The sequence below is a fragment of the Cryobacterium sp. Y29 genome, from assembly GCF_002929825.1.
Taxonomy (GTDB): Bacteria; Actinomycetota; Actinomycetes; order Actinomycetales; family Microbacteriaceae; genus Cryobacterium.
The window spans coordinates 419,546-432,873 of the sequence record NZ_PJJN01000037.1; the positions used below are offsets into that span (position 1 = coordinate 419,546).

Annotated in this window: 14 protein-coding genes; 4 read left to right on the top strand and 10 right to left on the bottom strand. The window is 62.7% G+C overall.

Annotated features, from left to right (window positions below):
* The first annotated feature begins 64 nt into the window (after positions 1–64).
* The gene (locus CXY74_RS16950; RefSeq protein WP_104201495.1) at positions 65–532 is read left to right on the top strand and encodes an SRPBCC family protein; all 468 of its coding nucleotides are present in this window, start codon (positions 65–67) and stop codon (positions 530–532) included.
* A gap of 110 nt (positions 533–642) precedes the next feature.
* Here the strand turns inward: CXY74_RS16950 and CXY74_RS16955 are convergent, their stop codons facing one another.
* Positions 643–2,544, bottom strand: coding sequence for an ABC transporter ATP-binding protein (locus CXY74_RS16955; protein ID WP_104201496.1), 1,902 nt, complete (start codon positions 2,542–2,544; stop codon positions 643–645).
* A gap of 566 nt (positions 2,545–3,110) precedes the next feature.
* Here CXY74_RS16955 and CXY74_RS16960 point away from each other — a divergent pair.
* Positions 3,111–3,350, top strand: a complete 240-nt coding sequence (locus tag CXY74_RS16960) for a helix-turn-helix domain-containing protein (RefSeq protein ID WP_233193567.1) — start codon at positions 3,111–3,113, stop codon at positions 3,348–3,350.
* 6 nt (positions 3,351–3,356) lie between these two features.
* Positions 3,357–4,670, top strand: coding sequence for a tyrosine-type recombinase/integrase (locus tag CXY74_RS16965; RefSeq protein ID WP_233193574.1), 1,314 nt, complete (start codon positions 3,357–3,359; stop codon positions 4,668–4,670).
* Positions 4,671–4,749: 79 nt separating this feature from the next.
* Here the strand turns inward: CXY74_RS16965 and CXY74_RS16975 are convergent, their stop codons facing one another.
* From CXY74_RS16975 to CXY74_RS16995, 5 genes are all read right to left on the bottom strand, one after another.
* The gene (locus CXY74_RS16975) at positions 4,750–5,715 is read right to left on the bottom strand and encodes a biotin-dependent carboxyltransferase family protein (RefSeq protein ID WP_104201498.1); all 966 of its coding nucleotides are present in this window, start codon (positions 5,713–5,715) and stop codon (positions 4,750–4,752) included.
* Positions 5,705–6,598, bottom strand: coding sequence for an allophanate hydrolase subunit 1 (locus CXY74_RS16980; RefSeq protein ID WP_370446170.1), 894 nt, complete (start codon positions 6,596–6,598; stop codon positions 5,705–5,707). The genes CXY74_RS16975 and CXY74_RS16980 overlap by 11 nt, the downstream gene beginning before the upstream one ends.
* Positions 6,595–7,950 carry an acetyl/propionyl/methylcrotonyl-CoA carboxylase subunit alpha gene (locus tag CXY74_RS16985; RefSeq protein ID WP_104201499.1) on the bottom strand — a complete coding sequence of 452 codons (1,356 nt, stop codon included), beginning with the start codon at positions 7,948–7,950 and terminating at the stop codon, positions 6,595–6,597. The genes CXY74_RS16980 and CXY74_RS16985 overlap by 4 nt, the downstream gene beginning before the upstream one ends.
* Before the next feature lie 68 nt (positions 7,951–8,018).
* Complete coding sequence (locus tag CXY74_RS16990) at positions 8,019–8,255, bottom strand: acetyl-CoA carboxylase (RefSeq protein WP_104201500.1); 237 nt, start codon at positions 8,253–8,255, stop codon at positions 8,019–8,021.
* A 76-nt stretch (positions 8,256–8,331) separates the two neighbouring features.
* Positions 8,332–9,006, bottom strand: a complete 675-nt coding sequence (locus CXY74_RS16995; RefSeq protein WP_233193640.1) for a LamB/YcsF family protein — start codon at positions 9,004–9,006, stop codon at positions 8,332–8,334.
* Between CXY74_RS16995 and CXY74_RS17000 the strand changes: the two genes are divergently transcribed.
* A complete protein-coding gene (locus CXY74_RS17000) occupies positions 8,887–10,635 on the top strand; it encodes a PucR family transcriptional regulator (protein ID WP_233193647.1) in 1,749 nt (582 codons plus the stop codon). The genes CXY74_RS16995 and CXY74_RS17000 overlap by 120 nt on opposite strands.
* A gap of 56 nt (positions 10,636–10,691) precedes the next feature.
* Here the strand turns inward: CXY74_RS17000 and CXY74_RS18135 are convergent, their stop codons facing one another.
* The 4 genes from CXY74_RS18135 to CXY74_RS17020 form a co-directional block, all read right to left on the bottom strand.
* Positions 10,692–11,006 carry a hypothetical protein gene (locus CXY74_RS18135; RefSeq protein WP_233193576.1) on the bottom strand — a complete coding sequence of 105 codons (315 nt, stop codon included), beginning with the start codon at positions 11,004–11,006 and terminating at the stop codon, positions 10,692–10,694.
* Between the two features lie 129 nt (positions 11,007–11,135).
* The gene (locus CXY74_RS17010; protein ID WP_104201503.1) at positions 11,136–11,414 is read right to left on the bottom strand and encodes a cupin domain-containing protein; all 279 of its coding nucleotides are present in this window, start codon (positions 11,412–11,414) and stop codon (positions 11,136–11,138) included.
* 63 nt (positions 11,415–11,477) lie between these two features.
* Positions 11,478–11,723: a hypothetical protein gene (locus tag CXY74_RS17015; protein WP_158252389.1), complete on the bottom strand. Its 246-nt coding sequence runs from the start codon at positions 11,721–11,723 to the stop codon at positions 11,478–11,480.
* A gap of 90 nt (positions 11,724–11,813) precedes the next feature.
* Positions 11,814–13,322, bottom strand: coding sequence for an NAD-dependent succinate-semialdehyde dehydrogenase (locus CXY74_RS17020; protein ID WP_104201576.1), 1,509 nt, complete (start codon positions 13,320–13,322; stop codon positions 11,814–11,816).
* Positions 13,323–13,328 lie beyond the last annotated feature (6 nt).

The window sequence follows — 13,328 nt, forward strand, 5'->3', positions numbered from 1 at the left end:
CCACGTGCAGCGCGTCAGGCCGGAAACACCGTCTAAGAGACAGCCCCCACCTAAGCTGAGCAGTATGACGGTCGAACAGGTTGAGCAAGGGCCTCGCCAAGTCGCGCGCACTGTTGAGGTGCCGGCTTCGGCCGAAGACGTCTTCGCGTTGGTGGCTGATCCGCACCGTCACGGTGAGCTGGACGGCTCGGGCACCGTCGGCGGTACGGTGTCGGGGCCGCGGCGGCTCACCCAGGGCGCAAAATTCTCGGTAGCGATGAAGCAGTTCGGCATCCCGTATCGCATCACCAGCACGGTGACGCGCATCGAAGACGGTCGGCTTGTAGAATGGCGTCACCCCGCGGGACACCGGTGGCGCTGGGAACTCACGCCGCTCACGCCCACGTCTACGCGCGTTACTGAGACGTTTGACTACAGCACCGTCCCAGCCGTTCAGGGAAAGGTCTACGAGCTGCTCGGCTTTCCTCGGCAGAACGCCGCCGGCATCGAAGCCACCCTTCGCCAACTCACGTCGCGCTCCGCCCGCGCTTGACGTGAGGCCACCGGGCCGGAGTCGGTTACGCGGCCGTGATGACCAGCGCCACCGACTCGTCGGTCGTCCGGCTCAGGCGCCGGACCGCATGGTGGCGAAGTGCTCAGTGACTAGATCCCGCTTAGCGCTTCCGCATCCGCCGCAACATTTTTCTGCACGGCGAACTGGGTCCGGTGCAATTCCTCGTACCGCCCACCCACAGCCAGCAGTTCCTCGTGCGTACCGCGCTCCACGATCGAGCCGTCCTCAACCACGAGGATCAGGTCCGCGCTGCGGATGGTGGAGAGGCGGTGTGCGATCACCATCGCTGTCCGTCCCTTGAGCGCCTCGCTGAGCGCCGCCTGCACGGCGGCCTCAGACGTCGAGTCCAGCGCCGCCGTCGCCTCGTCGAGGATGACGACGCGCGGCTGGGCGAGCAGGAGCCTCGCGATGGTCATCCGCTGGCGCTCACCCCCGGACAATCGGTAGCCACGTTCGCCCACCATGGTGTCCAGCTGGTCGGGCAGGGACCGGATGAGCGGCTCGAGCCGCGCACGGCGGACGGCGTCCCACACCTCGTCGTCGGACGCCTCCGGCCTCGCGAGGCGCAGATTGGAGAGGATGGTCTCGTGGAACAGGTGGCCGTCTTGCGTTACCATGCCCAGGCTGTGCCGCATGGAGGCGAACGTGACATCGCGGACATCCGCCCCCGCGAGGCGCACGGCGCCGCTGTCGACGTCGTACAGGCGCGAGAGGAGCTGCGCAATCGTGGATTTGCCGGCACCGGACGAACCAACGAGGGCAACGGTCTGCCCCGGCTCGATCCTGAAGGACACACCGTGCAGCACCTCCTCGCCGCCGCGGGTGTCGAGCGTGGCAACCTCCTCGAGAGAGGCGAGGGACACCTTGTCTGCGGACGGGTAGGCGAAGCGCACGTTGTCGAACTCGACGGCCACCGGGCCTTCGGGAACGGCGACGGCGTCGGGCTTCTCCTTGATGAGCGGGTCAAGGTCGAGCACCTCGAAGACGCGCTCGAAGCTGACCACCGCGCTCATGATCTCCACCCGTGCGTTTGCCAGGCTGGTGAGCGGCGCGTAGAGGCGGGTGAGGAGAAGCGCCAGGGTGACCACGTCGCCGGTATTCAGCTGGTCGGCTAGTGCGAGGGCGCCGCCGAGCCCGTACACGAGCGCGAGGGCGAGAGCGGAGACGAGCATCAGGGCGGTGAAGAAGACGAACTGCAGCATCGCGGTGCGCACCCCGATGTCGCGGACACGGGCGGCGCGGACGCGGAACTCTTCAGCCTCTTCGTCGGGCCGGCCGAACAGCTTCACGAGGGTGGCGCCGGGCGCCGAGAAGCGCTCGGTCATCTGCGTGCTCATGGCGGAATTGTGATCGGCGGCCTCGCGGCGCAGCGCAGCGAGGCGGCTGCCCATGCGGCGGGCGGGTATCAGGAAGATGGGGAGCATGATCACGGCGAGAACCGTCACGAGCCAGGACGTGCTGAGCATGACGATCAGGGTGAGGATCAGCGCCACCAGGTTCGTGACCACGCCGGACAGCGTGCCGCTGAAGGCCTGCTGAGCGCCGATCACATCGTTGTTGAGGCGGCTCACGAGGGCGCCCGTCCGTGTGCGGGTGAAGAACGCGATCGGCATCTTCTGCACGTGGTTGAAGACGGCGGTACGGAGGTCGAGGATCACGCCTTCGCCGATCCGCGCCGAATACCAGCGCGTCACGAGTGACACGGCGGCGTCGGCCACAGCCACGAGGGCGATGACGACGGCGAGCCACACGATTGTGGTGACCGCGCCCTGGGCGACGATGACGTCGACCACCTGGCCGGCGAGTACCGGCGTCGCGACCGCGAGGAAAGCTCCCACGGTGGAGAGGGTGATGAAGATCAGCAGCTTGGACCGGTAGGGCACCGCGAACGTCATGATCCGCCGCACGGACTCACGGGAGAAGCCGTGCTTGCTGTCCCTAGCGCTCGAGATCTTGTTCAGCGAGCTCCAGGCCGCGCCTTCCATGCTCATGATGGTTCCTTCCGTGGGTACCAGACCAAGTTTAGATGGCGAGTTGCCCGAGCTCGGGGTTCTCCCCAGCGGCAACGAGCCGGGGTTTTTTCATGAAACGGCTCGCCCGGCAACGAACCTGTGGGCGGTGTTTGCAACGCGGCTGCCGAGGTGACGCGCGGTGCGCCGGTCAGCGTCGGCAATGACATACGCCCGCGAAAAGCGGGCCAAATGGTCATCATTTACCCATCACATTCATCGCCAAATGACCCAAATCGATGACGTACGATTGGAGGCAGCGAACCGCCCGGTTCCCTGTAAAAACAAGGGAATCCGCGGGTTTTCGGAGACATTCGGTAACGACATAATGTAGGCAAAAACCTACAAGGGGTCGCAGGTTTGAATCCTGTCAGCCCGACCAAAAGTCCCGGAAACTCAAGGGTTTCCGGGACTTTTTAGGTTAGACAATTGATCACCCCATCAAAAACCCCTCCGAGAACGCCTTCTGGCGACTCAGCAGTGCGAGGCGACCACGTCATACTCGGTCGTCTTTCATTGCTTAGGTACGCCGGTCGCACCTACGGAATATGAACACAAACGAAGCATCTCCAGCCACCGTCTCCCCCGAGGCGTTGGAGCCCCTGATGGACGTCACCGAGCTGGCGACCTACCTCGGCATCCCGGTCTCGACCGTCTACGACTGGCGCGTGCATGGCAAAGGCCCTGTTGCGTACCGGTTCGGCAAGCATCTGAAATTCACGATCTCCGACGTGCGCTCCTGGATGGCACAGCAGCGCGAACCGTCTGGGCCGCCCGACCGGCGGTGAACTGAGATGTCGCGGCCGCGCCTAACAATCGGCACGTTCGGTGACATCACCGTGCGGATCATGCCGTCGGGCCAGTTCATGGCTCGCGCCATGTATCGCGACTGGGACGGCCAGTCCCGCCAAGTGCAGGCGACTGGCGCCACGGCCAAGGCCGCCGAGCGCGCATTGAAGGGCAATCTCGCCGACCGAAACCAGCTGCAGCCGACGAACGGCTATCTGCCTCCAGACAGCCCGTTCCCTGACCTGGTGAAGTACTGGCTGGACGACATCGACGCGGAGAATCGAATCTCCAAGACCACCCGCAATCTGTATGAGCGCAACATGCGCACGCTCGTACTGCGGGTGTTTCAATATCTCGCGCTGCGCGAGATCGGCGTGGTTCGCTGCGACCAGTTCATCAAGCAGATGGCCAAGCTCCCCTACATTCGCGCCAAACAATCGCGGGTCGTGCTGCGCCTGGCACTCGAGCTGGCGGTGCGGCACGAGATCGTCCCGACCAATCCCATGGACCACGTGGCCCGTCTGCACCGCGAGCCGCACATCCCCGACGCGCTCACCGCGGTCGAGGTGAACAAGATCCGCTCCGCGATCGCCGCCTGGGAGGCGGGCGTCGGATACGTCTCCGGTCCCCGGACAGACGGGCAGCTCAGCTCAATCGTCGAGGTGATGCTCGGCACCTCAGCACGCATCGGAGAAGTGCTGGCAATCCGCCGCCTGGACGTCGACGTCACCAGCGCCGTCCCGTCCATTCGCCTGGCCGGCACGATCGTGAGCCGCAAGGGCGAGCTGACCCTTCGGCAGGATCATCCCAAGACAGCTAAATCGAGGCGCGTGGTGGCGCTGCCAACCTTCACATCCGACGCGATGCGTCGACGTCTCGCAATGTCCCGCGACCGCGACCCGGATGCCCTGCTCTTCCAATCACGGGATGGGACCCCGCTGACCACCGCGAACGTGCGCCGACAATTACGCAGCGTTCTTGGTAATGCCGGAATCGCCGGGGTGACGCCGCACCTGCTCCGCCGCACGGTGGCCACCGCGGTCAACGAAAACGCCAACGTCGAGCTGGCCGCGGAACTGCTCGGTCACACGGACACGAAGACCACCGTGCAGCACTACATCCGGCGCAGCGAGGTAGTTGTTAGCAGTAGTGAACCCGGCAACGGCGAAGCTTCTCGACAAGGCATTTGCGAGAGACAAGAACTGAGCGCTGGGCGCGAGACCGCCAGAGTTCTTCGGAATGCAGCAGCAGCACTGAGGCCTTGCGAATCGTTTCGGGGCTCCCGTGCACGATTTGTTCCCGACCGCGGCGCTCTGTGACGACTAACTCAGCGTTTCGTTAGGATCGCGGTCGGTGTTGCTCAGACAGCCGGACTAATCGCGAGCGACCGACGCCCGATTAAGACCAGATTCGGGCGGCTCGTGCGTTGTTTTCCTGGCGCGCAGCCAGCGCTTCCTCCATGTTCACAGCGACGAATCGGGTCTTCGTACCCGGCGCGCAACGCGCGACCAGGTCCATATCCGCGGAGATGACCGTGGCGACCATAGCGTACCCACCGCCGGAGACAGCGTCGCGGTGCAGGATGATGGGCTGGGTACCGCCGGGAATCTGAATGGAACCGACAGCGTATCCGGCGTCGACGATATTCGAAGGATCCTGCCCGGCTCCGAAGGGCTGCTCGCGGTCTTTCCACTCAACTCCGGGTCCGCTGTACCGTAGTCCCATCCGGTCAGCGACAGGAGTTAGCGTCCATTCGCTGTTCAACAGGCTGTCTAATCCTTTGGCAGAAAGATTGTGATCGTACAGCCCGAGCATGACGCGCACCTTCACCTCCTTGGAAAAGACGGGACGATCGTCAACGGCGATGGACGTGACCACCGGGAGGCCGTTATCTGAGCCGACACCAACCGGAACAACGTCTCCGGCAACGAGCGCACGCCCGTCCACTCCCCCGATGGCTCCGATGGGATAGGTCGAGCGCGAACCGAGAACCTCCGGTACATCGATTCCACCGTGCACGGCGATAAAGTACTTGGTGCCGCCCTTGATCACACCGAATTTCAGCTCGTCTCCAGCCAAAAGCTCGATCCGTTCGTATTCGGGTACGAGCTGGCCGTTGACGAACACATCGACCGGAGCTCCCGTTACGGCAATGACCGCGTTGGTTGTGGACACGAGTTTGGGACCGATATAGGTGCACTCCAGCACCGCATCAGACACCGTGTTACCGACTAGACGGTTGGCGAGAGTGGCCGAATACTGGTCCATCGATCCGCCCTGCGGAAGGCCAAATTTGTAGTAACCGATACGTCCCTGGTCTTGCGCTGTTGTGGACAAGCCGGGCTCGAGAACGTCAAATGCCATTGAGTGCCTCCAGAAGCGACAAGGTGTACTTATTGGGGTCGGCCAGGGCCGCACTCAAATCGAAATCAATGGGTGTTTGTCGGTACCGAAAGGTTCCGGCATCGACCTCTGTCTGGATGCGCCGATATTCTGCCTCGTCAATCGGCTTGAACTTCACAATGTCACCCGGCTTGAAGAAAATCATGAAGTCCGAGAAGTCGTCCAGTCGCTGGGCCGGATCGAAGATCGGGGCGGCCGCCACGCCGAACATCTGATACCCACCGGCACCGCGCACCGAGTAGATGCAGCTGAAGCAGCCTCCGTAGCCGACCGTCAGCGCCGGGGTATCCGTGCGGGGGCTCAGGTACTTGGGAACCTGGAGTTGCTGCTCACGCTCGACCAGCTGGTAGAGAAAGGGCAGACCGGCCACAAAGCCCACCATGGAAACCAGCCACGGAGTTTCATGGTGCCGTTTGATGAATTCCTCGGCATCGGCCAGCCCATTCACCTCCGCGGCGTAGTCCAGGTCGTTGCCTTCGGGCCGCTGATGGTAGCCCTCACGAAACCGGGCACCGGTTTCGTTCGTGTACGGGTCGTTATACCAAACGGGGATCTCGATGATGCGCGTTCGGAGAACCTTGTCGGTGGCCGCTCGCACCTCCTGCTCCAGTCGGCGCACTGCTCGTTCGAGTTGTTGCCAGTCCAGGATGTCCGGGTCGAACCGCACCAGGAGTGACGCGTTGGCCGGGCAGATATCCACGATGCCCGCGAGTTGCTGCAATTCCAAGGCATTCGCGATGCTGTTGGAGATGAAGTTGGCTTCGAGTGACATGCCTTCAGTGATTTCGACAAAGAGAAATTCGTCGCCACCCCAGGTGTATCGGGCCATGGTCTGCTGCATCATGCGGCGTCTCCCAACGGGCTCAAGACGGTCTCGATGTATTTGGTGTGGTGGTTGACCTCGGCGAAGTCATCCAGGGCAACCAGTGAGCGGAGCAGCCCGATGGTGGTTTTGACTCCGTCGATGTGCGCTTCGTCAAGGGCCCGTTGCGACCGGGCGATGGCCAGCTCCCGTGTCGGTGCCCAGACGATGATCTTGCCGAGCAGCGAATCGTAAAACGGGGCCACGGTTTTGCCCGCGGTGAAACCGAAATCCGAACGCACGCCCGCGCCTCCGGGCAGGGTCATGGCCTTGATCAGGCCGGGGCTCGGCATGAAGTTGTTGTCGGGATCTTCCGCATTGATGCGAAATTCCAGCGCGTGGCCGACGAAGTGAACGTCATTCTGCGTGATGTCGAGCTTCTGACCGGCGGCGATCCGCAACTGCTCACGCACCAGGTCCATTCCGGTGATGGCCTCGGTGATGGTGTGTTCTACCTGAATACGCGTGTTCATTTCAATGAAAGCGACCTCATGGCTGGCCGGATCGTAGAGAAACTCGATGGTACCCACGCCGACATAGTTCGCCTTGCGCGCCAGCTCCACCGATGAGTCGCGCATCCGTTCCCGTACGGCGTCCGGCAGGCTGGGCGCCGGGGCTTCCTCCAGAATTTTCTGCTGCCGGCGCTGCATGGAGCAGTCTCGGTCCCCGAGGTGCACGTACGTCTCACCGTCTCCCAGAATCTGCACCTCAACGTGGCGGGCCTGCGTCACGAACTTCTCGAAGTACACATCGGAAGAGTTGAAGGCACCGAGGGCTTCCGCCTGCGCTATCTCGACCGTCGCGCGCAACTGTGCCGGGTCCTCCACCAGACGGATGCCGCGCCCCCCACCCCCTGCAGAAGCCTTGACCACCAGGGGGTATCCGATGCGTGCCGCAATGGCTTCGAGATCATCGTCGTCCTGCACTGCCGTTTCGGTACCGGGGAGAGTCGGAACACCGGCGTCAAGCGCCGCCCGTCGAGCACGGGACTTGTCTCCCATGAGTTCGATCGACTCCGGGGAGGGCCCCACCCAGATAAGACCGGCGGCAAGTACTTTGCGAGCGAACTCGGCATTCTCGGACAGAAAACCGTAACCGGGATGAACGGCATCCACGCCGCTGTCGAGGGCGGCCTTCAACACGGCATCGTGGTTGAGATAACTGAGCCCCGCCGGGGCCGGCCCCACCACGATGACCTCATCGGCCAGGTCTGCGGCGAGAGAGGCTTTGTCGGCTTCGCTCGCGACCGCGACGGTCACGAGCCCCATTTCGCGAGCGGTACGGATGATTCGAACGGCGATTTCGCCGCGATTGGCTACGAGGAGTTTTTTCATTGAGTCTTCCAGTGAGTCGAGTGAAACGTGATCGATGGCGGGGCAGCGCTGATCTCTGCAGACGACGTTCAGGAGGTGAGGGCGATCACGTCACCGGGGTTGACGACGCCGAAGTCGTCGACCTCAAATTTTTCGAGCACACCGTCGAATTCGGCGCGCACTTCGCTGAATTGCTTCATAATCTCCACGAGGCCGATGGTCTGCCCTGCCGAGACGGTATCGCCCTCGTTGATGTAGGGGTCTTTGCCCGGGCCGGGCTTGCGATAGAAAATTCCGGGAAGCGGGGAGATGATCTGGCGGCTCATAAGTTCACTTTCATCGAGCGGTTGGGAGTGGAAACGCACGCGGAAGCCGCTCGGGGCACCCATCGGGCGTGGTGAATCATCGGCCGAGCGCCTCACGCACGGCAACGGCGACGGCTGGAGAGTTCGAGGTGTCAGAGTGCACGCACACGCTGCCGAAGGGGATCTGGAGTTCGGTACCGTCGTTGGCCAGCACCGTACCGTCCGCGAGTGCCCGGCGCACCCGGGTCGCAGCCTGAGCCGGGTCAGTGTTCTCCGGGCGACGGAGAATTATCAGGCCACCCTCAGCGTTGTAGTTCAAGTCCACGTAGAGTTCCGACACGAATTCCACGCCTTCGCGCTCGGTAACCGTCTCGTGCGCGGTGCCGGCTAGACCGAAAATCGGCACACCATACGACTTGGCAACCTTCGCTGCCGCCTGCATGAGCGACTCATCACGGGACAGCATTCCAAACAGGGAACCGTGCGGCTTGATGTGGTTGAGTGGCATGTCGTACTTGTGCAGAAATGCAACGAGTGCGCCCACCTGGTACCGAATAATCGATTCCACCTCGGAGGGCATCAGCTTCATTTCGCGGCGACCGAACCCGACCAAGTCGGGCAGCCCCGGATGCGCTCCGACGAGCACCCCGTGCTGTCGAGCGAGCGCAACGGTGGTGTCCATTGCATCGGGATCTCCGGAATGAAAGCCGCAGGCAACGTTCGCCACGTCGACCAGTTTCATAAGGGCTTCGTCATTTCCGAAACTGTGAATGCCGAGGGCTTCCCCCATATCGGAGTTCACGCTGATGTTCGACCTGCTGTTCACATCTACCATCCCCCCACGCTACGGTGCGCAGGCGGCACGGCCCAGTGGGCATCTGCACTAAGCTTGCGGAAAACTTTGTGCAAACTGCCGTTTAGACTGGACGTTCCGATGCGCGTTGTCGACCTGATTCTGGAACGGTCCCTGCAGTTGTTGCTGCAAACGCCCTCATCGGAGGCGCGTCTGGCGACCGAACTCAGCGGATGCGCTCCCACCGAACTGATGGATCCCACGCCGTTTCTTGATCCGCATGCGTTGCTACTCACCAGCGGTATCGGAATGAATTTCTCCGATGAGCGTACCTGGGACGCTTTCGTTGAGCGCCTCGCCGAGGTACCCGTCTGCGCCATAGTCTTCGCGACGGGGATGGCCCATCGCGTCCTTCCTCCCGGCTTGGTCGCCGCCTGCACTAAGCGGGATATCCCCCTGTTGGAAGTGCCTGCAGCGGTTCCCCCATTGCAGGTGAATCGCTTCATTGAAAGCGTTATGCACGCCGAACGGCTGGCTGTGGTCAACCAGGGCTGGACGCTTGCCGATGAATGCGCTCGGCTTGCCAACCAGGATGCCGAGGTGGTGACCCTGCTTGCCACCATCTTCAACACGATCCAGTCTCCCCTGGCCGTTTACGACGCCTATGGCACGGTGATTGCGCAATACCCGGCAATCGCGTCGTGGACGGAGGGAATCAGAACAAAGCCGGAGGTGGGAGTGTTGAATATTCCCCTGCCGATGGGACTCAATAATCCCTGCCGCCTGGCCATCCGAGACAAGGACAGTGACAGCCCACTCGCCTCCCTGCTGGGACCGGTCGCGTCCATCATTGCGCTGCAACTCAACCGATCGGTGATTGTTGATGCCAGCCGTCAGCACGAGATCAAGAATTTTGTGATCGCCTGCCAGTCTTGGGAGGAAGCGACGCATCTCGACGTGAGGCGGACCTTTCAGGACATCGGCCTGGATACGAGTGAGGAGACGACCGTTCTGGTCGCGGATATGAGCGGCGAGTTCGCCTCGACATCCTGGCAATTGCGGGTTGCCCTGCACGAGAAGTTTCAGACTGTTCGGGTTGCCGAGTTCGGCGACCGCATGGTCGCGCTGGCGCAAAACCCTCGCGTTGACTTCGATATCGTCGTCGAGCGCCTGCTGCACATCCATGATTGGCAGCCACTAGTTCTGAAACGTCCCACGCTCAGCCTGTTCGAGCTTCGATTGTCGGTGGTGCACGCTCTTCAAATGGTGCAAAGGATCGATCGGCCCCAGCTTGCCCCGGACTTCGGACTCAGCGCCGTCGTCACGGCCACCGCCGGACGGGGGTCAAAGGAGTCAGCACGCAAATTTCTGGCCCCGCTCTGGGAACACGACTCGAAGCGCACCGGCCCATTGGTGGAGACGCTGCGCGCGTACCTGCGCAATGACGCACAGCCGTCGAAGACCTGCAGCGCGTTGTTCATTCATCGCAACTCGCTCAATTATCGACTGCGCAAGATCGAATCGCTGTTGCGCTTGAACCTCAGCTCCGTGGAAGGTCAGGCCACTTGCCTGTTTGCATTGCGTCTGGTCGACCTTGACGACAAATAGCAACGGCGTGGGAATGCCCGAAGGCACTCCCACGCCGCAGCAACAGGGCAATCCTGTTACTTGGTACCGGCAAGCGCCGTGACCAGAGCCGTGCTACCCGCAGTGGTCTTCCACAGCCCACCGTTAACGGCGGAGGCGACGACAGCGGCGAGATTGGGGCCCCAGGTCGCGCCCACACCGGCGAGGCCAGTTTCAGAAGCGTCGGGTCCCGGGATGGTGAAGGTGAGGAAGATGCCCACTGAGGCGCTGAAACCGTAAGCGAGAATGTAGAACACCCAGCCAAAGCTCCACCGCTGGTGGAATTTGGTGTCCTTGCGCTTTCCGAGTGCGGCGTAGTCCATGGTGAACATCATCATGATCCACACGCCCATGTACGCAGCGAATGTGGCGAGCCACCCCGGGCCACTTGTGACGACGGCGAGTCCGGATTCGGGCTGCTGGGTGAGCCAGGTGCTGGCCTTGCAGGACCAGAGTGAATACCAGGCCCAGTAGGTGAGTCGTCAGACGAGTTTTTCAACTTCCACGAATTCGATCGCTCGCGACCCACGATTCTCGACGGTGTGTTCGGCTCCAGACGGCCGGGTGTAGCTCTGGCCAGTACGAATTTCCGCGACGATCTCTGAGCCGTCGGAGTTGATCACGTGCATGGTTTCGTTGACGAGGGGCACGACCGCATACTCGAATTTATGAACATGCATCGGAATGGCACCTCCCGGTTCAATCGTCCACTTGGTCACGCGAAAAATACCATTGTCGATCTGCGTCTCACCGGTGGCCATGAGTTCCCTTGCTCGTTGGAGATAGTAGCGAGCTTACTCAGGGCGGGATGAGAGCGATTCGGTCTATGCGGCGGGAGCAGCGACATCCACTGGCATGGTGCTGCTGTCGCCGGGGTGCTTCCAGACTGGGTACCCGATGAGTTCGACGGCAGCGCCGATCACGAGGGAGGCGCCGAAGCCCTGCAGGTCGGCAGCGCGACCGAGAGCCGGCTGGATGAAGACCCCAACGAGACTGCCGAATAGCGAGCAGCCTACCCGTCGGTTTGCCGCGACCGTCACGGTGGCGTGGGTGCAGGCCGGCATCGCCACGAGTGACGGCCGTCATTTCTGCTCGAGTTGGTGGGCGGGCTGCAAGGCATGGCCCGGGGGCACGTCAAGGTGGTCGACGCGTCCGGAGGTCTAGTTCACGGCGGCAAAGGGGTCGGCGATGCCCACATAGCGTGTCTCCACGTATTCGTCGATGCCCTCGAAGCCGCCCTCCCGGCCAAGCCCAGACTGCTTGACTCCACCAAACGGTGCTGCCGGGTTCGAGACGATGCCCGTATTCACTCCGAGCATGCCCACCTCGAGCTCCTCGGACAGTCGCAGCGCACGGTTGAGATCGAGGGTAAAGACGTACCCAACGAGACCGAATTCGGTGTCATTAGCCAACGCGATCGCTTCCTCTTCGGTCACGAAGGTGATGATCGGCGCGACGGGACCGAAGACTTCTTCGTGCATGATGCGGGCGGAGGCGGGGACATCCGTCAGCACGGTCGGCTCGTAAAAGTATCCCGCGCCGTCGATGTACGCCCCGCCGAGGGCGAGGTGCGCGCCCGCCGTCTGTGCGTCGGTCACGAGCTCGTGCACCTTGGCCCGGGTGGCTTCATCGACGAGCGGGCCGAGCAACGATCCGGGCTCGGTGCCGCGGCCGACGGTGTGGGCGCGCATGCGCTTTACCAAACGTTTGGTGAACTCCCCCGCGATGGATTCGTGCACCAGCAGGCGATTTGCCGCGGTGCAGGCCTCGCCGCCGTTGCGCAGCTTCGCGACCATGGCACCATCGACGGCCGCGTCAAGATCGGCATCTTCGAAAACAATGAGCGGAGCGTTGCCGCCGAGCTCCATGGACACCCGAAGCACTTGATCCGCCGCACTTTTCAACAGGTTGATGCCCACCGGGGTCGATCCGGTGAATGACAGCTTACGAAGCCGGGGGTCCGTGATCAGCGGTCCCGTTACGGCGCCGGCGCTCGTGGTCTGCACCACGTTGAGTACTCCGGCTGGCAGTCCGCATTCTTGCAGCACCTGGGCAAAGAGCAGCGCGCTGAGCGGGGTGAGCGCCGCGGGCTTCAGCACCATTGTGCAGCCCGCTGCGATGGCCGGGGCGATTTTGCGCGTGGCCATCGCGAGCGGAAAATTCCACGGCGTGATGAACAGGCACGGCCCGACCGCGCGCCTGGTCACCATCAGGCGGCTTCGGCCGTCGGGCGCGACCGCAAACCGTCCCGAGATACGGGCGGCCTCCTCCGAGAACCAGCGCAAAAATTCGGCGCCGTAGGCTACCTCGCCGCGGGCCTCGGCGAGCGGCTTGCCCATTTCGAGAGTCATCAGCAGCGCGAAGTCGTCGGTGCGCGCAGTGACTGCTTCGAACGCCGCCCGCAAGATTTCGGCGCGCACTCGCGGCGGGGTCTTCGCCCATTGCTCTTGGGCAGCGGATGCCGCCGCCAGCGCCGCCAGGCCGTCTTGCGGCGTCGCATCCGCTACCTGAATCAGAACGTTTCCGGTCGAGGGGTCGCAGACGTCGAAAATTCCTCCATCGCTCGCAGCTCGCCACTCACCCCCGATGAACAGGCCCGTGGGCAAGCTCGCGAGTAGAGCCAGTTCGTCGGCGCGGGTGACGCCTGCAGGCTGGCGTGCTTCGGTCATGTTCGT

What these genes read in the sequence shown, in the direction of transcription:
- CXY74_RS16950 (WP_104201495.1), top strand. Translation starts at nt 65, where the DNA reads ATGACGGTCGAACAGGTTGAGCAAGGGCCTCGCCAAGTCGCGCGCACT.
- CXY74_RS16955 (WP_104201496.1), bottom strand. Translation starts at nt 2,544, where the DNA reads ATGAGCATGGAAGGCGCGGCCTGGAGCTCGCTGAACAAGATCTCGAGC.
- CXY74_RS16960 (WP_233193567.1), top strand. Translation starts at nt 3,111, where the DNA reads ATGAACACAAACGAAGCATCTCCAGCCACCGTCTCCCCCGAGGCGTTG.
- CXY74_RS16965 (WP_233193574.1), top strand. Translation starts at nt 3,357, where the DNA reads ATGTCGCGGCCGCGCCTAACAATCGGCACGTTCGGTGACATCACCGTG.
- CXY74_RS16975 (WP_104201498.1), bottom strand. Translation starts at nt 5,715, where the DNA reads ATGGCATTTGACGTTCTCGAGCCCGGCTTGTCCACAACAGCGCAAGAC.
- CXY74_RS16980 (WP_370446170.1), bottom strand. Translation starts at nt 6,598, where the DNA reads ATGATGCAGCAGACCATGGCCCGATACACCTGGGGTGGCGACGAATTT.
- CXY74_RS16985 (WP_104201499.1), bottom strand. Translation starts at nt 7,950, where the DNA reads ATGAAAAAACTCCTCGTAGCCAATCGCGGCGAAATCGCCGTTCGAATC.
- CXY74_RS16990 (WP_104201500.1), bottom strand. Translation starts at nt 8,255, where the DNA reads ATGAGCCGCCAGATCATCTCCCCGCTTCCCGGAATTTTCTATCGCAAG.
- CXY74_RS18135 (WP_233193576.1), bottom strand. Translation starts at nt 11,006, where the DNA reads ATGGGCGTGTGGATCATGATGATGTTCACCATGGACTACGCCGCACTC.
- CXY74_RS17010 (WP_104201503.1), bottom strand. Translation starts at nt 11,414, where the DNA reads ATGGCCACCGGTGAGACGCAGATCGACAATGGTATTTTTCGCGTGACC.
- CXY74_RS17020 (WP_104201576.1), bottom strand. Translation starts at nt 13,322, where the DNA reads ATGACCGAAGCACGCCAGCCTGCAGGCGTCACCCGCGCCGACGAACTG.